Here is a 23,156-nt window from a genome sequence, read left to right as displayed (position 1 = left end):
GCACGGATGGTCCGAGTCTCACAGACCCGGGAACCGGGAACGGATACTGCGTGGCGGGTGCGAACTGACGGGCGATAACCTGCCCCCCCTCGGCCCGTGCCCACGGGCCGGTCCGCCGGTGCCTCGGGCCCGGTGACACGGGGAGGTTGGGACATGGGGGAGCGCCTTCGCGCCCCGCGCCGCGCGAGCGGCAGACGATTCGCGGCCGCGGCCGCACTGGCGGCGGTACTGGCCGGTGGTCTCGCCGTTCCGGCGCAGGCCGAGGGCCCGGCCGTACCCGCGGCCGGCGTGATCAACGATCTGACGGGCGACGGCAGGCCCGACCTCGTCTCGGCGAACGGGTACGACCTGAACGTCCTCCCCACTGGAGGAGCGCCCTACCGTGCGGCCTCGATGGCGGAGAGCCCGAAGGGCCGGATGTGGTTCGAGTACCAGGTCAGCCACCGGGGAAGTGCCACCGGTGGCCGGGTGGACGACCTGTTCGTCTTCGGCGTGTACTCGCACCAGCTCCACCTGTACCCCAATGACGCCGGCTCCGGTGGTACTCCTGGGCACTTCACCCGTCAGGACCGGGTCGTCACGGTCGCGAAGCCGGCCACCTGCGCCGCGGGCAGCGACTGCACCGGTTACGACCCGACCTGGAACTCGGCGACCCAGGTGCTGGCCACCGACGGCATCGCGAACGCGGACGGCATGCCCGACCTGGTCACGGTCGAGGGGAGCCGGCTCTGGTACTACCCGGGCAAGGCCGGCTCGGTGATCGGCGCCCCGGTGCAGCTCGGCGCCGGTGACTGGAGCAAGGTCACGCTGGCGGCGCCCGGGAAGGTGGGCGGCGTGCCGACCCTCTGGGCGCGCGGGGTCGAGCCCGGGGCGGCCATCGCGGAGTACCGGCTGGAGCTCGGACCGAACGGTCTGCCGACCGGGCCGCTGCGCTCGCCGAAGTCCCTCTTCATGCTGCAGAGCGCCGAGCGTGACGCCGCCGGGGGAGCGCAGTGCTACGTCAACGGGGTCCTGAAGACCTGTGTCGTCGGTACCGCCCGCTGGCGGCTCGGCACGGACGGGACGCTCCGGGAGCCAGGCCGGTGCCTGACCCTGCGCGACGGCAGGCCGGCACCCGAGGACTGCACCGGCGACCCCGCCCAGCGGTGGCGGCCGACCGGGACGGGTGCTCTGGTCGCCGCTGACGGCAGCTGTCTGACGGCGCTCGCCGACCGGACGGCCGGGACGGCGCCGTGTGACGGCTCGTCACGGCAGGTCTGGGGAGCACTGACCGCCGACCCGGCGGCCGGCCCGGGGCCGTTGCCCGCACCGTTCGACCTGCTCACCGTCCCGCCGCTGCGGGATCCGGGCAACACGTACTTCGAGGAGGAGCACCACTCCTCCCCCGGGGACCTGGACGGTGACGGCAACCCGGAGCTGGTGACCACCGTGCTCTCGGAGGTGACGACGGTCCAGAACGAGCTCACGGTCGTCCGCCGGGGCACGGCACCGGTGGCCGGCCTCCACCGGCTCGGAGCACCGGAGCCGCTCGGCGACCTCCGGACACCGCGGAGCACGATCTTCTCCAGCGGGCCGTCCTGGTCCCTGGACGTCCTCTACTCGGCGTGTGCGAGCCTGAAGGTGGACCGCGAAGGCAGCCTGGTGGTCACCGGGCTGGCCACCGGCAAGGTGCTCTGGTCCAGCGGTACCCCGGGGCACGAGGGCGGCCGCGTCGTGGTCCAGCCGAACGGCGTGCTCACCCTGCGCACGCCCGACGGCCAGGTCTACTGGTCCGCTCCGGAGCTCGCGCCGGATCCGTCCGGGACCGCCGTCCTGTCGGTGCGGCCCGACTGCAACGTGGCCGTCCGGGGCAAGGGCGGGAAGGCCGTCTGGTCGACGGGTACGTACGACCCGGCACACGAGGCCCTCGGCGTGCCGCTCGCTCCGGGCCGTTCGCTCGGGGCGGGCGAGCGGCTGGAGGCGGACAGGACCGTGCTGTCCATGGGTGCGGACGGCAACCTGGTGCTGACCGAACGTCAGAACGCGCGGGTCCTCTGGACCTCGGGCACCGAGGGCAACCCGGGTGCGTCGGCGGCCATGCGGCGGGACGGCGGCCTGGCGATCCGGGACGCGGCCGGAACCCTGATCTGGTCGAGCGGGACCGAAGGTGCCGTGGACGCCCGGATGGTGCTCGGGGCCGACGGCGACCTGGCGATCCGCGACGCCGTCGACACGCTGCTGTGGTCCACCGGTACGCGGTTCGGTGGCGTGGACACCCGGGGCACCGTGATCCCGTCGGGCCGGACGGTGCGGTCGGGTGAGACGGTGGAGTCGAAGGCGGGCCGGTTGGTGATGCAGCCGGACGGGAACCTGGTGCTGTACTCCAAGGCCACCGGCAACGCCCGCTGGTCGTCCGCTACTTGGGGCAACCCGGGTGCGGTGGTCACCATGCAGTCGGACGGCAACCTGGTGGTGAAGGCCGCCGACGGCCGACCCCTGTGGGCCTCCGGCACCTGGACCCACCGCAACGCCCGCGCCGTGGTACAGGACGACCTCGACTTCGTGCTCTTCCCCCCGGAGGGCGGCTCGATCTGGGCCACCGGAACCGGCAATCTGGCGGGGGCCGGCCGAGGCCGGGCGCTGTCGGCCGGGACCGTGCTGCGGAGCGATGACGAGGTGACGCCCCCGTACGCGTCGGTCCGCCTGCGGATGCAGGCCGACGGGAACCTGGTGCTCAGCACCGACAGCCGCGGTCCGGTCTGGTCGACCGGAACCTGGGGCAACCCGGGGGCCACTGCGACCGTTCAGGCGGACGGCAACGTGGTGGTCTACGCGGCCGACGGCCGACCTTTGTGGTCGAGCCGGACCTGGGGCCACCCGGGCGCGTACCTGGTGGTGCAGAACGACGCCAACCTGGTGCTGTACGACGTCGACGGCGCCGTCCCGCTCTGGGCCACCGGTACCTACCACTAGACCCTGGCCTGACGCACCGTCGCATCCGCACGGGGCGGCCCCGGTCCTTCGAAGGACCGGGGCCGCCCCCGCCGGCGTCAGCGGGCCGCGGAGCCGGATACCGCGTGGCGGATGCGAACTGACGGGCGATAGCCTGCCCCCCCTCGGCCCGTGATCACGGGCCGGGTGCACAGGGGAGGTTGGGGTATGGGGGAGCGCGTTCGCGCCCCGCGCCGCGCAGGCGGCAGATTCTTCGCGGCGGCGGCCGCACTGGCGGGGGTCCTGCTCGGCGGTCTCGCCGTGCCGGCGCACGCCGAAGGGCCGGCGGCGCCGACCGCCGGTGTGCTCAACGACCTGACCGGGGACGGCAGGGCCGACGTCTTCTCGGCGGACAGGTCAGGCCTGGCGGTCCTGCCGGCCGGCGGGGCGCCGTACGTGGCGTCGACCGCCGCGCAGAGCCCGAACGGCAGTGAGTGGCGTACCTTCCAGGTCAGCTCCCGGGGCAGTGCCACCGGTGGGCGGACCGAGGACCTGTACGTCTTCGACAAGGCCTCGCACGAGCTGTACCTGTACCCGAACGACGGCAGCTCCGGTGGCCGGCCCGGGTACTTCACGAAGACCGAGCAGGTCCGGAAGGTGGCGAAGCCGCAGAGCTGCGCCGCGGGCAGCGACTGCACCGGTTACGACCCGACCTGGACCTCGGCGACCCAGGTGCTGGCCACCGACGGGATCGCCAACCAGGACGGGGTGCCGGACCTGGTGACGGTGGAGAAGGGCCGGCTCTGGTACTACCCGGGCAAGGCCGGCTCGGTGATAGGCGCCCCGGTCCAACTGGGCACCGGCGACTGGACCACGACGGTCCTGCTGACGCCGGGCAAGGTCGGCGGCGTGCCGACCCTCTGGGCCCGCTCGACCACCGGGGTCGGGAACGAGATGTACGGCTACCGCCTGGAGTTCGGGCCGGACGGCCTTCCGGTCCAGCCGTTGCGCTCGCCGGTCACCGTCTTCCGGCTGAAGAGCGCGGTGCCCGCGGCCGACGGGTCGGAGCAGTGCTACACCCTGCCGGGCAACCGGCTGGCCCCCTGCGGGAAGGTCGTGGCGGGCTGGCAGCTCCGTGCGGACGGGACGTTCCGTGACCGCGGGTACTGCCTGGACGCCGCGCCTGGCCCGCAGTCGGTCGGTGGGTTCTGCTCGGTGTCGGCGACCCAGCAGTGGCGGGTCGGACCCGGAGCGGCGCTGGTCGCGAACGACGGCCGGTGCCTGGCGGCGCCGGCCGAGGGGATCGTGCCGGTGCTGGAGCCGTGCGACGGTTCGCCCCGGCAGGGCTGGGGCCGCTGGGAGCAGGGCGCCGCGGTGCCCGCGGCACTGCCCGCGCCCTTCGACGTCGTGGTGATCCCGCTCGCCGGCTTCGACGACGTCCACCAGTACGTCGGCTCCCTCCGGTCCCCGGGCGACCTCGACGGGGACGGCAACCCCGAGATGGTCATCGGGACGGTGAACCCGTACGAGAGCAGTGTGGTGACCGTGGTCCGGCCCGGCGCCGCCCCGGTCGGCGGATCGGCCCGCTTCGGCGAGCCGTACTCGCTCGGCATCCTGGAGAACCCCAGGAACTCGATGACCTGGAACACCCCCATCGGGCGTTCGGACGTCTTCTACTCGGCGTGCGCGAGCCTGAAGGTGCGCGGTGACGGCAACCTGGTGCTGACCGAGCTGGCGACCGGCCGGGAGTTGTGGTCCACCCGGCTGCCCGCCCACCCGGCGGGGCGCCTGGTCGTCCAGTACGGCGAGCTGGCCCTGGTGGACGCCGGCCAGAGCTACTGGTCCTCCAATCCGGAGCAGCGCGGTGAGCGCTACGCCGAGGTGAAGCTGTCCGTCCAGGACGACTGCAACGTGGTGCTGCGCGACCCCTCCGGCGTCGAGCTGTGGTCCACCCGCACGTACTCCCCCGAGCACGACACCTCCGGCGTCCCGCTGATGGCGGGCCGGACGCTCGGGTCGGGCGAGCAGGTGGTGGCGGACCGGACCCAGCTGGCCATGCAGGCGGACGGCAACCTGGTGCTGAGTGACCGTCAGACCTCCCGGGTGCTGTGGACCTCGGGCACCGAGGGGCACCCGGGCGCCACGGCCGCCGTGCAGGCGGACGGCAACCTGGTGGTCCGGGACCAGGCCGGGGCCCCGGTGTGGTCGGTCGGGTACTGGGCCTTCGCCGGTTCCCGGTACGTGGTCCAGCGGGACGGCAACCTGGTGATGTACGACCCGGACAGCAAGCCGCTCTGGGCCACCCACACCTGGTACGGCGGCGTCGACGACCTCGGTGCCACGCTCCCGTCCGGCCGGACGCTGCGGTCGGGCGAGACGGTGGAGTCGAAGGCCGGGCGGCTGGTGATGCAGCCGGACGGGAACCTGGTGCTGTACTCCAAGGCCACCGGCAACTCTCGTTGGCACAGCGGGACCTGGGGCAACGAGGGCGCCACGGTCACCATGCAGGGCGACGGCAACCTGGTGGTGAGGGCGGTCGACGGCCGGGCCCTGTGGTCCACCGGCAGCTGGGACTTCCGCAACGCGCGCCTCGTGGTGCAGGACGACCTCAACCTGGTGCTCTACGCCGTGTCCCCGGGCCGGCGCGGGGAGATCCTCGCCCGCTGGGCCTCCGGCACGGACAACCGGGCGGCGGCCCGACTGGGCACCGCGGTGTTCGCCGGCGGCGGCCTGCGCAGCGGTGAGGTGCTGAACACCCCGGCCGTCTCGCCGATCCACCTGAACATGCAGGCGGACGGCAACCTGGTGCTCTTCTTCAACGCCTACGGTCCGGTCTGGGACTCCCGTACCTGGGGCAACCCGGGGGCCCGGTTCGTCGTGCAGGACGACGGCAACGCGGTGATCTACGCGGCCGACGGCCGTGCCCTGTCGTCGACCGGGACCTGGGGCCACCCGGGCGCGTACCTGGTGCTCCAGAACGACGCGAACCTGGTGCTCTACGACGCCGACGGAGTCGTGCCGCTCTGGTCCACCGGGACCTACTGGCAGGCGCTCCAGCGGCGCTGACGAGGCCTCACCCCGCATGGGGGCGGCACCCGGACACCCCGGGCGCCGCCCCCGTGCTACTGTCCGGGCCGTCCCCATGGTCTGGACCGCAGGTGGGAATCATGCCGGTAGCACCCGAGGGGAGGACGACCCTCTCGGTCGTCGTCCCGATGTACGACGAGGAGGCCGCGCTGCCGGCCCTGGTGGCGAGGCTGCGGCCGGCGCTGGACGGGGCGGGGGTGTCGTACGAGGTCGTCGCGGTGGACGACGGGAGTGCGGACCGGACGGCGGAGCTGCTGGAGAAGGAGCGGACCGGCTGGCCGGAGCTGCGGGTGGTGCGGCTGCGGTCGAACGCCGGGCACCAGGCGGCGCTGACGGCGGGGCTGCACGCGGCGGTGGGCGGGTACGTGGCGAGCATCGACGCCGATCTGCAGGACCCGCCGGAGAAGATCCCGGAGATGCTGGAGCTGGCCCGGGCCGAGGGCCTGGACATCGTCTACGGGGTGCGGTCGGACCGCTCCACCGACACCGGCTTCAAGCGGCGGACGGCGGGGGCGTACTACTGGCTGATGCGCCGTCTGGTCGGCAAGCGGGTGACGGCCCAGGCGGGTGATTTCCGGCTGTTGAGCCGGGTCGCGGTGGAGGCGCTCAAGGCGCTGCCGACCGACCAGCAGCAGGTGTACCGGCTGTTGGTGCCGTGGCTGGGCTTCCCCAGCGGGCAGGTGACGTACCAGCGGGAGGAGCGGGTCGCCGGGAGCAGCAAGTACTCGCTCGGCAAGATGGTCCGGCTCGCGGTGGAGAGCGTCACCACCTTCTCGGCGGCCCCGCTGCGGCTGGCCACCTGGCTGGGCGTGGCGAGCTTCGTGCTCTGTCTGCTGATGGTGGTGTGGAGCATCGGGGTGCACCTGGCCGGTTCGACCGTGCCGGGGTGGACCTCGCTGTTCGTGGCGGTGCTCTTCCTGGGCAGTGTGCAGCTGATCTGCGTCGGTCTGCTGGGCGAGTACGTGGGGAGGATCTACACCGCCGTCCAGCGCCGGCCCACCTACTTCGTGGCCTCCGACTCGGCACGGGAGGACGGTGTACCGGAGGCTGGACCGTGACGACGGTCCTGGACGGGGCTCGGTAGAATCTGGGAGTCTGGTCTAGACCACATCTACGCGTACGAATCAGAACGGTGGAGCCATGGAAATCGTGATCGTCCCTGACGCCGCGGCGGGCGGCGAGCTCATCGCCTCGGCCATCGCCGAGCTGGTGACGCGCAAGCCCGACGCGCTGGTCGGGGTGGCCACCGGCTCCACGCCGCTGCCGATCTACACCGCGCTCACCGCCAAGGTGGCCGGCGGCCTGGACGTCTCCCGGGTCCGGATCTGCCAGCTGGACGAGTACGTGGGCCTGCCCGCCGGGCACCCGGAGTCGTACCGCTCCACCGTGATCCGCCAGGTGGTGGAGCCGCTCGGTCTGAGCGAGGCCTCCTTCATCGGCCCGGACGGCACCGCCGAGGACGTCGCGGCCGAGGCGATCCACTACGACCGCGCGCTGGCCGAGGCCGGCGGCGTGGACTTCCAGATCCTCGGGATCGGCACCGACGGGCACATCGGCTTCAACGAGCCGTGCTCCTCGCTCGCCTCGCGCACCCGGATCAAGACCCTGACCGAGCAGACCCGGGTCGACAACGCGCGCTTCTTCGAGGACGACATCGAGCAGGTGCCGCACCACGTCATCACCCAGGGCATCGGCACCATCCTGGAGGCCCGCCACGTGGTCCTGCTGGCCACCGGCGCCAACAAGGCCGACGCGGTCGCCGCCACCGTCGAGGGGCCGCTCTCCGCGCTGGTCCCGGCCTCGGCCCTGCAGCTCCACCCGCACGCCACCGTGGTCGTCGACGAGGCCGCCGCGGCCGGCCTCAAGCTGGCCGACTACTTCCGCGCCACCTACGCCGCCAAGCCGTCCTGGCAGTCGATCTGACGCACCGCCGAACGGCGGGCGGAGGGCCGTGGACCCCGGGGTCCACGGCCCTCCGCCGTTTCAGGGGACATAGCGGTAGCCGATGCCCGGCTCGGTCACCAGGTGGCGGGGGCGGGACGGGTCCCGTTCCAGCTTGCGGCGCAGGGCGGCGAAGTAGACCCGCAGGTAGTTGGAGTGGGTCTCGGCGCCGGGGCCCCAGACCCGGGTGAGCAGCTCCGCCTGAGGGATCAGCCGCCCCGGCTCCTCCAGCACCACGGTGAGCAGCCGCCACTCGGTCGGGGTGAGCCGGACGGGCCCCCCGGGGCCGGTCACCAGGGCGGCGGTCAGGTCCACGGTGTGGTCGCCGAGCCGTACCGGGGCGGCCGGCGGGCCGGGCGGCGGGCGTCGCAGCACCGCGCGCAGCCGGGCGAAGAGTTCGTCCATCACGAACGGCTTGGTGACGTAGTCGTCGGCGCCCGCGTCCAGCGCGCGGATCTTCTCGGTGGTGTCGGCCCGGCCGGAGAGCACGATGACCGGGACGCCGCTCCAGCCGCGCAGCCCGCGCAGCACGTCCAGGCCGTCCAGGTCGGGCAGCCCGAGGTCGAGCAGGACCGCGTCGGGCGGGGTGCGGGCCGCGAGGTCCAGGGCCTGCTGCCCGGTGGCGGCGGTCAGCGCGGCGTACCGGCGGGCCCGCAGGTTGATGCCCAGGGCCCGTAACAGCTGCGGCTCGTCGTCCACCACCAGCACACTGGTCATGAGGACCCGTCAGGTCCGGCCGCGGGCAGGGTGAGCAGCATGGTGGTGCCGCCGCCCGGGGTGTCCTCGACCTCCAGGGTGCCGTCCATGGCCTCGGCGAGGCCGCGGGAGAGGGCCAGGCCCAGGCCGGTGCCGGTGGTGTTGTCGGTGTCGCCGAGGCGCTGGAAGGGGAGGAAGACCCGGTCGCGGTCCTCGGGCGGGATGCCGGGGCCGCGGTCGATGACGCGGATCTCGACCCGGCCGGCGTGGGCGCTGGCGGAGACCAGGACGGGGGCGCCGGGGGCGTTGTGGCGCAGGGCGTTGGTGATGACGTTGGCCAGCACGCGCTCCAGCAGCGGCGGGTCGGCCAGCACCGGTGGGACGGTGTCCAGGCCGAGCGGCTGCACGGGGGCGTCGGGGTCGGCGAGGGAGTCGACGGCGCGGGGGAGGGCCTCGTCGAGGTGGGTGGGGGCGAGGTGGAGGGTGAGGGCGCCGGCCTGGAGGCGGCTCATGTCGAGCAGGTTGTCGACCAGCCGGGTGAGCTTGAGCAGCGACTCGTCGGCGGTGGCGAGGAGTTCGGCCCGGTCCTCGTCGGAGAACTCGACGTCGGGGCTGCGCAGCGAGCCGACGGAGGCGAGGGCGGCGGCCAGCGGGGTGCGCAGGTCGTGGCTGACGGCGGCGAGCAGGGCGGTGCGCATCTTGTCGGCGGCCTTGATGGGCTCGACCTCGGCGGCCGCGGTGGCCAGGCGGTCGCGCTCCAGGGCGGCGCCGACGTGGGCGGCGAAGGCGGTCAGCACCCGCTGGTCGGCGGCGGGCAGCCGACGACCCGTCAGGACCAGGACGGCGCCGCCGCCGACGCCCACCTCGGTCACCTCGCCCGTCCCCGTACCGGAGGAGGCCAGGACGGTGCCGCCGGTGTGGTCGAGCAGGGCGACGGCGTCCATGCCGAAGGCGGTGCGGCACTTCTCCAGCAGCGCGGGCAGCGCCTCCGCGCCGCGCAGCACGCTGCCGGCCAGGGTGGAGAGGGTCTCGGCCTCGGCGGTGGCGCGGGCAGCGCGGGTGGTGAGGCGGGCGGCGCGGTCGACCACCGTGGAGACGGTCAGGGCGACGGCGGCGAAGACGGAGAGGGCGATGATGTTGTTGGGCTCGGTGATGGTGAAGGTGTGGACGGGCGGGATGAAGTAGTAGTTCAGCAGCAGCGAGGCGACCACCGAGGCGAGCAGTGCGGAGGTGGCTCCGCCGAGCAACGCGACCGCCACGACGCCGAGTTGGAAGATGAGGGCGTCGGTGGTGAGGTTGAGGCTGGTGTGCGAGAGCAGCAGGGTGAGCAGGACGGGCAGGACCAGCCCGGCCAGGTAGCCGGCGAAGGTCCGCCGGGGTGAGTGGCGGCGGCCGAGGGCGGGCAGGCGGCCGCGGCCGGTGAACTCGTGGGTGACCATGTGGACGTCGATGTCCTCGGAGGCGTCCACGGTGGTCTCGCCGATGCCGGGGCCGGTGAGGAAGCGGTTGACCCGGCCGCGGCGGCTGGTGCCGAGCACCAGTTGGGTGGCGTCGTGGGCGCGGGCGAAGGAGAGCAGGGCGGTGGGGATGTCGTCGCCGACCACCACGTGGTAGCTGCCGCCGAGGGTCTCCACCAGGCGCCGCTGCTGGGCGAGTTGGCCGGGGGAGGCGCCGGCCAGGCCGTCGCTGCGGGTGATGTGGACGGCGAGCAGTTCACCGCCGGCGGTGCGGTCGGCGATCCGGGCGGCGCGGCGGATCAGGGTCTCGCCCTCCGGGCCGCCGGTCAGCGCCACCACGACGCGTTCGCGGGTCTCCCAGACCCGGTCGATGTTGTGGGTGGCGCGGTAGTCGCGCAGGCCCTCGTCCACCCGTCCGGCCACCCAGAGCAGGGCGAGCTCGCGCAGGGCGGTCAGGTTGCCGACCCGGAAGTAGTTGGAGAGCGCGGCGTCCACCTTCTCGGCCTTGTAGACGTTGCCGTGGGCCATCCGGCGGCGCAGCGCCTGCGGGGCCATGTCGACCAGCTCGATCTGGTCGGCGGTGCGCACCACCTCGTCCGGGACGGTCTCGCGCTGCGGGACGCCGGTGATCTTCTGCACCACGTCGTTGAGCGACTCCAGGTGCTGGACGTTCACCGTGGTGATGACGTCGATCCCGGCCGCCAGCAGCTCCTCGACGTCCTCCCAGCGCTTGGCGTGGGCGCCGCCGGGGATGTTGGTGTGGGCGAGCTCGTCCACCAGCACCACCTGTGGCCCGCGCGCCAGCACCGCCGCCAGGTCCATCTCGGTGAACTCGGTCCCCCGGTACACCCGTTGGGCCCGGGGGACGACCTCCAGGCCCTGCAGCATGTTCTCGGTGTGCCGGCGGCCGTGGCACTCGATGTACCCCACCACCACGTCCGCGCCACGCTCCTGGCGCCTGCGGGCCTCGTCCAGCATCCGGTACGTCTTGCCAACGCCGGGAGCGGCCCCGAGGTACACCCGGAGCCGCCCACGTCGTCCCTGCGGGATCGTCACTTCGTCTCTGCCAGCGCCTTGTTGAGGAGGACCACGTTCACCCCGGCCTGGCCGAGGAAGCCGAGGGCGGGGCCCTCGGTGGACTTGTCGATCAGCTTGTTCAGCTGCTCGGCAGGGATGTTACGGGCCTTCGCGACCCGGGCGACCTGCTGCTCGGCGTAGGCCTTGGAGATGTGCGGGTCGAGGCCGGAGCCGGAGGCGGTCAGCGCGTCCGCCGGGACGCTCGCCGGGTCGACCCCGTCGAAGGCGGCGACCGCGGCCCGGCGCTCCTCGACGGACTTCAGCAGCACGTCGCTGTTGGGGCCGAGGTTGGAGGCGCCGGAGGACTGCGGGTCGTAGCCGGTGCCGGCTGCGGAGGGCCGGGGCTGGAACCACTTCGGGTCCGGCTGGGCGGCCTCGTCCGGGTCGTCGGGGTTCTTCTTCGGGAGGTTGAAGTTCTGGCCGATGAGGCTGGAACCGACCTCCTTCCCTTCGGACTTGACGATGGATCCGTTGGCCTTGTCGGCGAAGGCCAGCTGGCCGACGCCGGTGACCAGTAGCGGGTACCCGATCCCGAGGATCACGGTCAGCACCAGCAGGGCCCGCAGCGCGGTGAGGTGGTTGCGCACGGTGGTGGGCATCTCAGGAGCTCCTTTCAGCTCAGGCCGGGGATGAACTGGACGACGAGGTCGATCAGCTTGATGCCGACGAACGGCACCACCAGACCGCCGAGGCCGTAGACCCCGATGTTCCGTCGGAGCAGCGAACTGGCGTCGGACGGGCGGTACTTGACGCCGCGCAGGGCCAGCGGGATGAGGCCGATGATGACCAGGGCGTTGAAGACGATGGCCGAGGTGATGGCGGACTGCGGGCTGTGCAGCTGCATGATGTTCAGCTTGTCCAGGCCGGGGTAGACGGTGGCGAACATCGCGGGGATGATCGCGAAGTACTTGGCCACGTCGTTGGCGATGGAGAAGGTGGTCAGCGAGCCGCGGGTGATCAGGAGCTGCTTGCCGATCTCGACGATCTCGATCAGCTTGGTGGGGTTGGAGTCCAGGTCCACCATGTTGCCGGCCTCCTTGGCCGCCATGGTGCCGGTGTTCATCGCCACGCCGACATCGGCCTGGGCGAGGGCGGGGGCGTCGTTGGTGCCGTCGCCGGTCATCGCGACCAGCTTGCCGCCGGCCTGCTCCTTCTTGATGAGCGCCATCTTGTCCTCGGGGGTGGCCTCGGCGAGGAAGTCGTCCACGCCCGCCTCCTCCGCGATCGCCTTGGCGGTCAGCGGGTTGTCACCGGTGATCATGATGGTCTTGATGCCCATCCGGCGCAGCTCGTCGAAGCGCTCCCGCATGCCCTCCTTGACCACGTCCTTGAGGTGGATGACACCCAGCACCCGGGCCGGGGAGGAGCCGTTCTTCTCGGCCACCACCAGCGGGGTGCCGCCGGCGGCGGAGATCCCGTCCACCAGCGCGGTGACCTGCTCGTCCACCGAACCGCCGTTGTCCCGGACCCAGGTGGTCACCGCGCCGGCCGCGCCCTTGCGGACCTGGCGCCCGTCCACGTCCACGCCGGACATCCGGGTCTGGGCGGTGAACGGGACCCAGGTGGCGTGCGTCAACTCGCCCTGGGTGCGGGCCCGCAGGCCGTACGCGGTCTTGGCGAGCACCACGATGGAGCGGCCCTCGGGGGTCTCGTCCGCGAGCGAGGAGAGCTGGGCCGCGTCGGCCAACTCCTCGGTGCCGACACCGGCCGCGGAGAGGAACTCGGCGGCCTGGCGGTTGCCGAGGGTGATGGTGCCGGTCTTGTCGAGCAGCAGCGTGTTGACGTCACCGGCGGCCTCGACGGCGCGGCCGGACATGGCCAGCACGTTGCGCTGGACCAGGCGGTCCATGCCGGCGATGCCGATCGCCGAGAGCAGCGCGCCGATGGTGGTCGGGATCAGCGCCACGATCAGGGCGCAGAGCACGATCATCGACTGCGGGGCACCCGCGTAGGTGGCCATCGGCTGGAGGGTGACCACCGCGATCAGGAAGACGATGGTCAGGGACGCCAGCAGGATGTTGAGCGCGATCTCGTTCGGCGTCTTCTGCCGGGCGGCGCCCTCGACCAGGGCGATCATCCGGTCGATGAAGGTCTTGCCGGGCTCCGAGGTGATCTTCACGACGATCCGGTCGGAGAGCACCTTGGTGCCGCCGGTGACGGCGGAGCGGTCACCGCCCGACTCGCGGATCACGGGGGCGGACTCGCCGGTGATGGCCGACTCGTCGACCGAGGCGACGCCCTCGACCACGTCGCCGTCGCCGGGGATCACCTGCCCGGCCTCGACCACCACGTGGTCGCCGAGTCGCAGCGCGGTCCCGGAGACCTCCTCCTCGTCCTGCGAGGCGGGCCAGTTGACGAGGCGTCGGGCCTTGGCGTCGGTCTTGGCCCGGCGCAGGGTGTCGGCCTGGGCCTTGCCGCGGCCCTCGGCCACGGCCTCGGCCAGGTTGGCGAAGACCACGGTCAGCCAGAGCCAGACGGTGATCGACCAGGCGAACACGGACGGGTCGGCGATCGCGGCGACGGTGGTGACCACCGAGCCGACCTCGACCACGAACATGACCGGGTTCTTGACCATGACGCGCGGGTCGAGCTTCTTCACCGCGTCGGGCAGTGAGGCGACGATCAGCTTGGGGTCGAGCAGGCCGCCCCCGACTCTGTGCGGGGTCTGCTCGGCGGTGGTGGGGGTGGTGGACGACATCAGTGCAGACCTTCCGCGATCGGCCCGAGAGCCAGGGCCGGGAAGTAGGTGAGGCCGACCACGATCAGGATGACTCCCGACAGCAGGCCGACGAACAGCGGCTTGTGGGTGGGCAGGGTGCCCGGGGTGGCGGGGACGGGCTGCTGCCGGGCCAGCGCACCGGCCAGCGCCAGCACGAAGACCATCGGCAGGAAGCGGCCGAAGACCATCGCCAGGCCGAGCGCGGTGTTGTACCACTCGGTGTTGACGGTGAGGCCGCCGAACGCGGACCCGTTGTTGTTCGAGGCCGAGGTGAAGGCGTAGAGGACCTCGGAGAAGCCGTGCGCACCGGTGTTGAGCATCCCGGCGCGCTCGCCGGGCAGGGCCATCGCCACACCGGTGCCGACCAGCACGATGGTCGGGGTGGTGAGGATGTAGAGGGAGGCGAACTTCATCTCCCGCCCGCCCAGCTTCTTGCCCAGGTACTCGGGGGTGCGGCCGACCATCAGTCCGGCCACGAAGACCGCGACCACGGCCAGGATCAGCATCCCGTACATACCGGAACCGGTACCGCCGGGCGCGATCTCACCGAGCATCATGTTGAAGACCGTCAGACCGCCGCCGAACGGCGAGTACGAGTCGTGGAAGGAGTTCACCGCTCCGGTCGAGGTCAGCGTGGTGGAGGCGGCGAACAGGCTCGACGCGGCGATGCCGAAGCGCTGCTCCTTGCCCTCCATCCCGGCACCGGCGGCCTGCGAGGCCACCCCGCTGTGCTGGAACTCGAAGAAGGTGATCAGCGCGGCCGAGGCGACCCAGAACAGACCCATCACCGCGACGATCGCGTAGCCCTGGCGGTTGTCGCCGACCATCTTGCCGAAGGTGCGCGGCAGGGCGAACGGGATCACCAGCAGCAGGAAGATCTCCAGCACGTTGCTGAAACCGTTCGGGTTCTCGAACGGGTGGGCCGAGTTGGCGTTGAAGAAGCCACCGCCGTTGGTGCCCAGCTCCTTGATGACCTCCTGCGAGGCCACCGGACCGCCCGGGACCGACTGCGGGTCACCGGCCAGCGTGGCCACCTCGTGGAAGCCGTGGAAGTTCTGCACCGCGCCGTTGGCCACCAGGACCAGCGCGAACACGATCGCCAGCGGGAGCAGCAGGCGCAGCGAGATCCGGACCAGGTCCACCCAGAAGTTGCCGACCCGGTCGGTCCTGTTCCGGGCGAAGCCCCGGATCAGGGTGGCCATCACCGCGATGCCGACGGCGGCGGAGACGAAGTTCTGCACCGCCAGGCCGGCCATCTGCACCAGGTGGCCCATGGTCGACTCGCCCGAGTACGACTGCCAGTTGGTGTTGGTGACGAAGGAGATCGCGGTGTTCCACGCGGTGTGCGAGGGCACCGCGTCCATGCCCAGGTTCAGCAACAGGTGGTTCTGCACCCGCTGGAAGCCGTAGAGGAAGAGCACCGAGACGGCCGAGAAGGCCAGCACCGAGCGCAGGTAGACGGGCCAGCGCTGGTCCGCCTCTGGGTCGACGCCGATCACCTTGTAGAGGACCCGCTCGGCTCTCAGGTGGCGGGCGGAGGTGAGCAGGTGGGCGATGTGGTCGCCGAGCGGGCGGTAGCACAGGGCCAGCGCACCGACCAGGGCGATCGCCTGGATCCAGCCAGTCATGTCAGAACTTCTCCGGGTAGATCAACGCCACGACGAGGTAGCCGACGAGCGCGACGGCGACGATGAGACCAGCGAGGTTCTCGGCGCTCACAGCTTCTCCACCCCTCGCGCGATCAGGGCGATGACGGCGAACACGGCGACCGTGACGCCTACGAAGATGAGATCGGACATGGACTCCACCAAGGTGGTTGCGAGTGTGGCCGCCGAAGGTTCGGACGGCTCCGGCGGCGGGCCGGCGCAGCCACTCAAACAGCCGTATGGACGGCGTCAGGGTTTGCTGACGCCGTCCATACGGCAGGGGTGGTTTTCCTTACGGCGTCTTAGCGGGGTCCTGCGCCCGGGCGGGCGGCTGCGGCTCGCCGCGGCGGACCGCGCCGGGGGCGCGGCGGGCCGGACGGTCCGCCCTGGCCGAGGAGTTGAGCTGCCAGGGGACGGAGATGACCATCACGCCGGGGGTGAAGAGCAGACGGCTCTTCAGCCAGAGCGCGGACTGGTTGTGCAGCAGGTTCTCCCACCAGTGGCCGACCACGTACTCGGGGATGAACACCGCCACGGCGTCCCCGGGGTGCTCCTGCCGCACCGAGCGGACGTAGGCGGTCACCGGCTTGGTGATCTCCCGGTAGGGCGAGGCGAGTTCCTTCAGCGGGACGCCCAGCCCGGCCGCGTCCCACTGCTCGTGCAGCTCGGCGGTGGAGTCCGGCTCGACCGCGACCGTGACGGCCTCCAGCTCGTCCGGCTGGAAGGCCTGGGCGTAGCCGAGGGCGCGCAGGGTGGGCTTGTGCAGCTTGGAGACCAGCACGATCCCGTGCACCCGGGCCGGGCGGACCGACGCGTCCTGAGGGTCCGTCAGCGAGAGCTCGGCGGCGACCCGGTCGTAGTGCCGGCGGATGCCGCGCATCATCACCCAGAGCACGGCGGCCGCGAGCACCGCGAGCCAGGCGCCCTGGGTGAACTTGGTGGCCAGCACGATCACCAGCACCAGCGCGGTGGTCAGCGCGCCGAGCGCGTTGATCACCCGGGCCCGCTGGGCGCCGGCCCGCACGGCCGGGTCGGTCTCGGTGGCCAGGGCGCGGTTCCAGTGCCGGACCATGCCGGTCTGGGAGAGGGTGAAGGAGGTGAAGACGCCGAGGATGTAGAGGTGGATCAGGCTGGTGACGTCGGCGTCGTAGAGCCAGAGCAGGCCGCCGGCCACCAGGGCGAGGGCGATGATGCCGTTGGAGAAGGCCAGGCGGTCGCCGCGGGTGTGCATCTGGCGGGGCAGGTAGCGGTGTTCGGCCAGGATCGAGGCCAGCAGCGGGAAGCCGTTGAAGGCGGTGTTCGCGGCCAGGATCAGCACCAGCGCGGTGACGGCCTGGATGACGTAGAACATCACGCTGTCGCTGCCGCCGAAGGTGGCTGCCGCGAGCTGGGCGATCACGGTCTGCTGGGGCGCGGTCGCGCAGTCCGCGAAGCCGGTCAACTGGCAGGCGTCCTCGGCGATGTGGACCTTGGCGATCAGCGCCAGCGCCGTCACGCCGCTGAACATCACCACGGCGATGATGCCCATGGCGGCCATCGTGGTGGCGGCGTTCCTGGACTTGGGGCCGCGGAAGGCGGGCACGCCGTTGGAGATCGCCTCCACACCGGTCAGCGCGGTGCAGCCGGAGGCGAAGGCCCGCAGGCCGAGCAGCAGCAGGGCTATCCCGGCCAGCGCGTCCTTGCCGTGCTCGGGCTCGACCCCGTACCCGGCGCTGGCCGCCACCGGCGCGTCCCCGAAGGCCAGCCGGACCAGGCCGGTGGCGATCATCAGCAGCATGGCGCCGATGAAGAGGTAGGTGGGGGTGGCGAAGGCCTTGCCGGACTCGCGCACGCCGCGCAGGTTCATCGCGGTGAGCAGCGCGACGAAGCCGACCGCCAGGAGCACCCGGTGGTCGTCCAGGCCGGGGAAGGCCGAGATGATGTTGTCCACGCCCGAGGCGACCGAGACGGCCACGGTCATCACGTAGTCGACCAGCAGGGACGCGGCGACCACCAGGCCGGCGTTGGGGCCGAGGTTGCGCGAGGCCACCTCGTAGGAGCCACCGCCGCTGGGGTAGGCATGGACGACCTGACGGTACGACAGCACCACGACCACCATCAGCCCGACCACGGCCGCCGCGATCCACGGGGTGAGGTAGAGGAAGGCGGTGCCGCCGACGGTCAGCACCAGCAGGATCTCCTGGGTCGCGTAGGCGACCGAGGAGAGCGGGTCCGAGGCGAAGATCGGCAGCGCCAGCCGCTTGGGCAGCAGCGTCTCGCCCAGCTCCTCGCTGCGCATGGCCTTGCCGATCACGAGGCGCTTCAGCGCCTGGGGCAGATTGAACACAGGGGCGAGAGTAGGACGCGGGGGGGATTCCCCGAAACCGTGCCCAGAACCCCTCCGAACCCTTGTTTTCGCAGGTCGGAGAGGCTCTGGTGGCGCTAACGGCCCGTCAAGAGGGGTGTTAAGGGTCCGTCAAGGTCTGTGTGCGGATTCCGGTCATACGGTACGTACCGGGCTATTTCTCCGCCTCCATCCGGAGCCGGAGGCGGCAGACCACGGCGTTGGTGTGGCGGCGCAGCGCCCGGTCGATCACCGCGCCGCGCTGGTTCTGCAGGGCGCGCTGCCAGAACCGGGCCGGCTCGACCTCGGGGATCAGCACGGTCACCCGGCGGCCCTCGCCGAGGCCGGTCACGTAGTCGGCGATCGGCTGCCCGAGCCGCCGGTGCGGGTCGGTGATCTCGACCAGCTCGACGCCCGGCCGCCAGAGCTCCCAGTCCCGCCGCAGGGCCTCGGCGGCCTCCCGGTCCTCCTGGTCGGGGGAGGCCGGCACCACGGTGAGGGCCCGCACCTCCTGGCCCAGCGAGGCGGCCGCGCAGAGCGCCTCCCGGGTGAGCCGGGTGATGGTGGTGACCGGCACCAGCACCAGGGACGGCCCGCTGGTGGCCACCGGCGCCGGCACCCGGCCGAGTTCGAGCCGCGCGCCGATCCGGGCGTAGCTGCGGTGCACCGCCTCGAAGAGCAGCACCAGCAGCGGCAGGGCGAGGCAGATGCCCCAGGCGCCCTCGGTGAACTTGGTCCCGGTGACCACCAGGGCGGCCACACCGGTGAGCAGCGCGCCGAAGCCGTTCAGCAGGGCGCGGGCCCGCTGACGGGCGATCAGCCAGTGCCGCACCATGCCGACCTGACAGATGGTGAAGCCGACGAACACCCCGATCGCGAAGAGCGGCACCAGCGAGTTGACGTCACCACCGGAGCCGACCAGCAGCACCGCGGAGACCAGGGCCAGGAAGAGCACGCCGTGCCGGTGCACCTGGCGGTCGGCGCGCAGTGCGAAGACGTGCGGCAGGTGGTTGTCCCGGGCCAGCAGGTGCAGCAGCACCGGGAGCCCGCCGAAGGAGGTGTTCGCGGCCAGGCCGAGCAGGACGACGGTGGCGAACTGCACCAGGTAGAAGCCGAAGCCGTGGCCGAGCGAGGCGTCCGCCAGCTGGGCCAGCACGGTGACGCCCTCCACCGGCTGGAGGTGGAACTTGCCGATCAGCACCGCCAGCCCGATCAGCATCACGCCCAGCAGGGCGCCGAGCGCGACCTCGGTGCGCTGGGCCCGGCGGGCGGCCGGGGCGCGGAAGGAGGGGACGGCGTTGGCCACCGCCTCCACGCCGGTCAGCGCCGAGCAGCCGGCCGCGAAGGCCTTGAGCAGCAGCAGCGCGCCGACCGCGGTGGCGTTGTCCCCCAGGGCCGAGGCGTGCCCGGCGGCCGCCGCGGTCGAGGCGGGCGCGTCGCGGAACAGGCCGGCCACCACGACCGCCAGGACCGACAGCACGAACACCGCCGTCGGCACCATGAACCAGCGTGCCGACTCCGCGATCCCGCGCAGGTTCACCGCCGTCACCAGCGCCAGCACGCCCAGGCACAGCCACACCCGGTCCCCGTAGAGGGACGGGAACGCCGAGGTCAGCGCCGCCACCCCCGCCGTCACCGAGACCGCGACGTTCAGGATGTAGTCGATCACCAGCGAGGCCGCCGCGGTCAGCGCGGTGCGCCGCCCCAGGTGCGCCTTGGCCACCGCGTACGAGCCGCCGCCGTCCGGGAACGCCGCGATCACCTGCCGGTACGAGGCCACCAGCACCGCCAGCAGCACCGCGATGGCGACCGTCACCGGCAGGGTGAACCCCAGCCCGTACGACCCGGCCGCCGCCAGCACCAGCACCACCGCCTCGGGCCCGTAGGCCACCGAGGCCATCGCGTCCAGCGACAGCGCGGACAGCCCGCCCAGCGCGGTCAGCCGGTGGCGCTGCTGATCAGGGGGCTCCTCGGCCCCGGCCTCGGCCGGGGTGGCGACGGTGACGGACATCCTGGTCCTCCGGTGGTGCGGAATGCTTCCGCCCCGATCCTGGGCCCGCGACCCCGCCCCGCCCCTTCCCCTGACGGGATCCTGACGGCCCGCCAGGCCCCGTTGACGCCTCGTTGACGCCCCCGTCGACGTCCCCGGGGCGTCGGCTCAGCGGGTGCGGCCGTCGCGGACCACGATCTCGCGGTCGGCGTAGGCGGCCACCCGGGAGTCGTGGGTGACCAGGAGGACGGCGGCGCCGGTCTCCCGGGCGGTGGCGCGGATCAGCTGGAGGACGCGTTCGCCGCTGAGGGAGTCCAGGGCGCCGGTCGGCTCGTCGGCGAAGAGCACCCGCGGCCCGGTCACCAAGGCCCGTGCGGTGGCGACCCGGTGGGCCTGGCCGCCGGAGAGCTCGCCCGGGCGCTGCTTGGCGGTGCCCTCGGCGTCCAGCCGTTCCAGCCACTCCCGGGCCTTCGCCTCGGCGGGGCGGCGGCGCAGGCCGGACAGCCGCAGCGGCAGCGCCACGTTCTCCAGGCAGGTCAACTCCGGTACCAGCTGGCCGAACTGGAAGAGGAAGCCGAAGTCGGTGCGGCGCAGCGCGCTGCGCTCGCCGTCGGAGAGCAGGTCCAGGCGCCGGCCGTCGTACTCCACGGTGCCCGCGTCCGGCCGGACGATCCCGGCCAGGCAGTGCAGCAGGGTGGACTTGCCGGAGCCGGACGGCCCCATCACCGCGACCAGTTCGCCGGGGGCCAGGCGCACCGAGGCGTCGTGCAGCGCGGTGGTCGGCCCGTAGTGCTTGGCCAGCGCGGTGGCGCACAGCAGCGGCGCGGCCACCGCCGGTTCCGTGGCCGCCTCGGCCGGGGCGGTCACCGGAGCACCTGCCCGCTCAGCTCGTCCAGCCGGGCGGCGGTCAGCTCCAGCCAGCGCAGGTCCGCGTCCAGGTGGAACAGCGCGTGGTCGCAGATCAGCTGGTCCGCCAGGTCCCCGCTCTCCTTGCGCCGGGTGAGCGCCCGCATCTGCCGCAGGTGCTCGGTCCGCTGGGTGTCCAGCACCTCCGCGGCCGGACGCCCCGTCAGCAGCGCCAGCACCACCTTCGCGTACAGCGTGTTCTGCAGGTACGGCTCCGGGCTCTCCGCCCGCCCCAGCCACTCCCCGACGTCCGTGACCCCGGCCTCGGTGATCGCGTACCGCTTCCGCTCCGGCCCGTCCCCCGGCTCCACGCCCTCGACCTCGACCAGCCCGCTCTTCAGCAGCCGCGACAGGGTCGAGTAGACCTGCCCGTAGTGCAGCGACCTGGTCCGCCCGAACTGCTCGTCGTACGCCCGCTTGAGGTCGTACCCGTGGCGGGGCTGCGACTCCAGGAGCCCGAGGAGGATCTGACCGAGTGACATGGTTCGCACTGTACACACGGTGTATAGGCGGGCGGGCCCCGCGTCCCGCGACGGGACGCGGGGCCCGGGGCGGGTCAGGCGTTCTTGGCGGTGGTGAAGCGGTTGGTGACGTCGGTCCAGTTGACGACGTCCCAGAGGCGGGTGACGTAGTCGGGGCGGACGTTGCGGTACTGGAGGTAGTAGGCGTGTTCCCAGGCGTCGAAGGCGAGCAGGGGGGTGGTGCCCTGGCCGACGTTGCCGTGGTGGTCGTAGACCTGTTCGATGATGAGGCGCTGGCCGAGGGGTTCCCAGGAGAGGATGCCCCAGCCGGAGCCCTGGACGCCGACGGTGGCGGCGGTGAGCTGCTTCTTGAAGGCGGTGAAGGAGCCGAAGTGTTCGCCGATGGCGTCGGCGAGGTCGCCTTCGGGTTCGCCGCCGCCTTCGGGGGAGAGGTTCTCCCAGAAGAGGGAGTGCAGGACGTGGCCGGAGAGGTGGAAGCCGAGGGTCTTCTGCAGGCCGACCAGGCCGCCGTAGTTCTCCTTCTCGCGGGCTTCGGCGAGCTGTTCGAGGGTGGTGTTGGCGCCGGCCACGTAGGCGGCGTGGTGCTTGGAGTGGTGGAGCTCGAGGATCTCGGCGGACATCGCCTTCTCGAGGGCCGAGTAGTCGTACGGAAGATCGGGGAGCGTGTAGGTGCCCATCGGGCCCACCACCTTTTCGAAGCGCTGATCTGTCGTCTACGACCCCAACATCCGTGTGCCACAAGGGGCAAGGAGTCACGGGCCGGTTCCGACCAAGGTCCGATCCAGGCTAGGTCCGTGGACCTAGCGCCCTTGTTGCACAATCAATGCAAGTACATGAACGACGGAACAAGGCGGAGCCATGTCGGATTCACCCGTGGTGCTGGGCATCGAGTCGTCCTGCGACGAGACCGGCGCCGGACTGGTCCGGGACGGGGTGCTGCTCGGTCAGGCGGTGGCCTCCAGCATGGACGAGCACGCGCGCTTCGGCGGGGTCGTGCCGGAGATCGCCGCGCGGGCGCACGTGCACGCCGTCGCCCCCGTGGTCCGCGAGGCGCTGGACCGGGCCGGGCTGACCCTGGCCGACGTCGGCGCGGTCGCCGTCACCACCGGGCCGGGCCTGTCGGGAGCGCTCCAGGTCGGGGTGGCCGCCGCCAAGTCCTACGCCTTCTCGCTCGGCGTGCCGCTCTACGGCGTGCACCACCTGGCCGGGCACGTGGCCGCCGCCACCCTGGACGGCGGGCCGCTGCCGGACCCGTGCGTGGTGCTGATCGTCTCCGGCGGCCACACCTCGCTGCTGCTGGTGCGCGACCTGGCCCGGGACCCGATCGTCCACCTCGGGGACACCCTGGACGACGCGGCAGGCGAGTGCTTCGACAAGGTGGCCCGGATCCTCGGCCTCCCCTACCCCGGGGGCCCCGCCATCGACCGGGCGGCCCGGGAGGGCGACCGGAAGGCGGTGCGCTTCCCGCGCCCGCTGACGGGTGCTCAGGACGCCCCGTACGCCTTCTCGTTCTCCGGCCTGAAGACCGCCGCCGCCCGCTGGGTGGAGGCCCAGGAGCACCCGCACGTCCCGGACGCCGCGGCCGCGCTCCAGGAGGCGGTGGCCGACGTGCTCACCCGCAAGGCGGTCCGGGCCTGCACCGACCACGGGATCGGGACCTTGGTGGTGGTCGGCGGGGTGGCCGCCAACTCCCGGGTGCGCGAACTGGCCGAGCGCCGTTGCGCCTCGGCCGGCATCACCCTGCGGGTCCCGCCGATGGGCCTGTGCACCGACAACGGCGCGATGATCGCCGCCATCGGTGACCTGCTGGTCCGCTCCGGCGCCGAGCCCGCCCCGGCCGACGTCTCGGTCGACCCCTCCGCCCCGCTGGAGTACGCCGCGCTGGTCCCGCTCGCCCACCGGCGCCGCGCCGCCGCCTGACG

The 23,156-nt window shown here is 72.4% G+C and carries 16 protein-coding genes; 5 read left to right on the top strand and 11 right to left on the bottom strand.

Annotated features, from left to right (window positions below):
* Nucleotides 1-153: 153 nt before the first annotated feature.
* The 4 genes from ACIA8O_RS09450 to nagB all read left to right on the top strand — a co-directional run bounded on the left by ACIA8O_RS09450 (nt 154) and on the right by nagB (nt 7,920).
* Entirely contained in the window at nt 154-2,952 is a 2,799-nt protein-coding gene (locus ACIA8O_RS09450; RefSeq protein WP_396293041.1) for a hypothetical protein, read from the top strand.
* Between the two features lie 186 nt (nt 2,953-3,138).
* Nucleotides 3,139-5,976 (top strand): PQQ-binding-like beta-propeller repeat protein, encoded by a 2,838-nt coding sequence (locus tag ACIA8O_RS09445; protein ID WP_396293040.1) that lies wholly within the window; start codon nt 3,139-3,141, stop codon nt 5,974-5,976.
* A gap of 101 nt (nt 5,977-6,077) precedes the next feature.
* Nucleotides 6,078-7,055 carry a glycosyltransferase family 2 protein gene (locus tag ACIA8O_RS09440; protein WP_396293039.1) on the top strand — a complete coding sequence of 326 codons (978 nt, stop codon included), beginning with the start codon at nt 6,078-6,080 and terminating at the stop codon, nt 7,053-7,055.
* Nucleotides 7,056-7,137: 82 nt separating this feature from the next.
* A complete protein-coding gene (gene nagB, locus ACIA8O_RS09435; RefSeq protein ID WP_396293038.1) occupies nt 7,138-7,920 on the top strand; it encodes a glucosamine-6-phosphate deaminase in 783 nt (260 codons plus the stop codon).
* 60 nt (nt 7,921-7,980) lie between these two features.
* Here nagB and ACIA8O_RS09430 read toward each other — a convergent pair whose 3' ends face one another.
* The 11 genes from ACIA8O_RS09430 to ACIA8O_RS09380 form a co-directional block, all read right to left on the bottom strand.
* Nucleotides 7,981-8,655, bottom strand: coding sequence for a response regulator (locus ACIA8O_RS09430; RefSeq protein ID WP_396293037.1), 675 nt, complete (start codon nt 8,653-8,655; stop codon nt 7,981-7,983).
* Complete coding sequence (locus tag ACIA8O_RS09425; protein ID WP_396293589.1) at nt 8,652-11,141, bottom strand: ATP-binding protein; 2,490 nt, start codon at nt 11,139-11,141, stop codon at nt 8,652-8,654. Before ACIA8O_RS09425 ends, ACIA8O_RS09430 begins: the two co-directional genes overlap by 4 nt.
* A gap of 2 nt (nt 11,142-11,143) precedes the next feature.
* On the bottom strand, nt 11,144-11,767 hold the full coding sequence (kdpC, locus tag ACIA8O_RS09420; protein WP_396293036.1) for a K(+)-transporting ATPase subunit C: 624 nt from the start codon (nt 11,765-11,767) through the stop codon (nt 11,144-11,146).
* A 14-nt stretch (nt 11,768-11,781) separates the two neighbouring features.
* On the bottom strand, nt 11,782-13,866 hold the full coding sequence (gene kdpB, locus ACIA8O_RS09415; RefSeq protein WP_396293035.1) for a potassium-transporting ATPase subunit KdpB: 2,085 nt from the start codon (nt 13,864-13,866) through the stop codon (nt 11,782-11,784).
* Entirely contained in the window at nt 13,866-15,515 is a 1,650-nt protein-coding gene (kdpA, locus tag ACIA8O_RS09410; RefSeq protein ID WP_396293034.1) for a potassium-transporting ATPase subunit KdpA, read from the bottom strand. The genes kdpB and kdpA overlap by 1 nt, the downstream gene beginning before the upstream one ends.
* A 1-nt stretch (nt 15,516) precedes the next feature.
* Nucleotides 15,517-15,606 (bottom strand): K(+)-transporting ATPase subunit F, encoded by a 90-nt coding sequence (gene kdpF, locus ACIA8O_RS09405; protein WP_141633550.1) that lies wholly within the window; start codon nt 15,604-15,606, stop codon nt 15,517-15,519.
* 219 nt (nt 15,607-15,825) lie between these two features.
* Entirely contained in the window at nt 15,826-17,811 is a 1,986-nt protein-coding gene (locus ACIA8O_RS09400) for an APC family permease (RefSeq protein WP_396293588.1), read from the bottom strand.
* 220 nt (nt 17,812-18,031) lie between these two features.
* The gene (locus tag ACIA8O_RS09395; protein WP_396293033.1) at nt 18,032-19,867 is read right to left on the bottom strand and encodes an APC family permease; all 1,836 of its coding nucleotides are present in this window, start codon (nt 19,865-19,867) and stop codon (nt 18,032-18,034) included.
* Nucleotides 19,868-20,014: 147 nt separating this feature from the next.
* Nucleotides 20,015-20,713 (bottom strand): ABC transporter ATP-binding protein, encoded by a 699-nt coding sequence (locus tag ACIA8O_RS09390; RefSeq protein WP_396293032.1) that lies wholly within the window; start codon nt 20,711-20,713, stop codon nt 20,015-20,017.
* The gene (locus ACIA8O_RS09385; RefSeq protein WP_396293030.1) at nt 20,710-21,234 is read right to left on the bottom strand and encodes a PadR family transcriptional regulator; all 525 of its coding nucleotides are present in this window, start codon (nt 21,232-21,234) and stop codon (nt 20,710-20,712) included. The genes ACIA8O_RS09390 and ACIA8O_RS09385 overlap by 4 nt, the downstream gene beginning before the upstream one ends.
* Before the next feature lie 74 nt (nt 21,235-21,308).
* Nucleotides 21,309-21,911, bottom strand: coding sequence for a superoxide dismutase (locus ACIA8O_RS09380; RefSeq protein ID WP_396293029.1), 603 nt, complete (start codon nt 21,909-21,911; stop codon nt 21,309-21,311).
* Nucleotides 21,912-22,092: 181 nt separating this feature from the next.
* Here ACIA8O_RS09380 and tsaD point away from each other — a divergent pair, with 181 nt between their 5' ends.
* Nucleotides 22,093-23,154, top strand: a complete 1,062-nt coding sequence (gene tsaD / locus ACIA8O_RS09375) for a tRNA (adenosine(37)-N6)-threonylcarbamoyltransferase complex transferase subunit TsaD (protein ID WP_396293028.1) — start codon at nt 22,093-22,095, stop codon at nt 23,152-23,154.
* Nucleotides 23,155-23,156: the final 2 nt, after the last annotated feature.

The sequence above is a fragment of the Kitasatospora sp. NPDC051853 genome (assembly GCF_044452665.1).
GTDB lineage: Bacteria > Actinomycetota > Actinomycetes > Streptomycetales > Streptomycetaceae > Kitasatospora.
The sequence above is the reverse complement of the archived record's forward strand: the minus strand, read 5'-3'. Positions and strand labels throughout refer to the sequence as shown.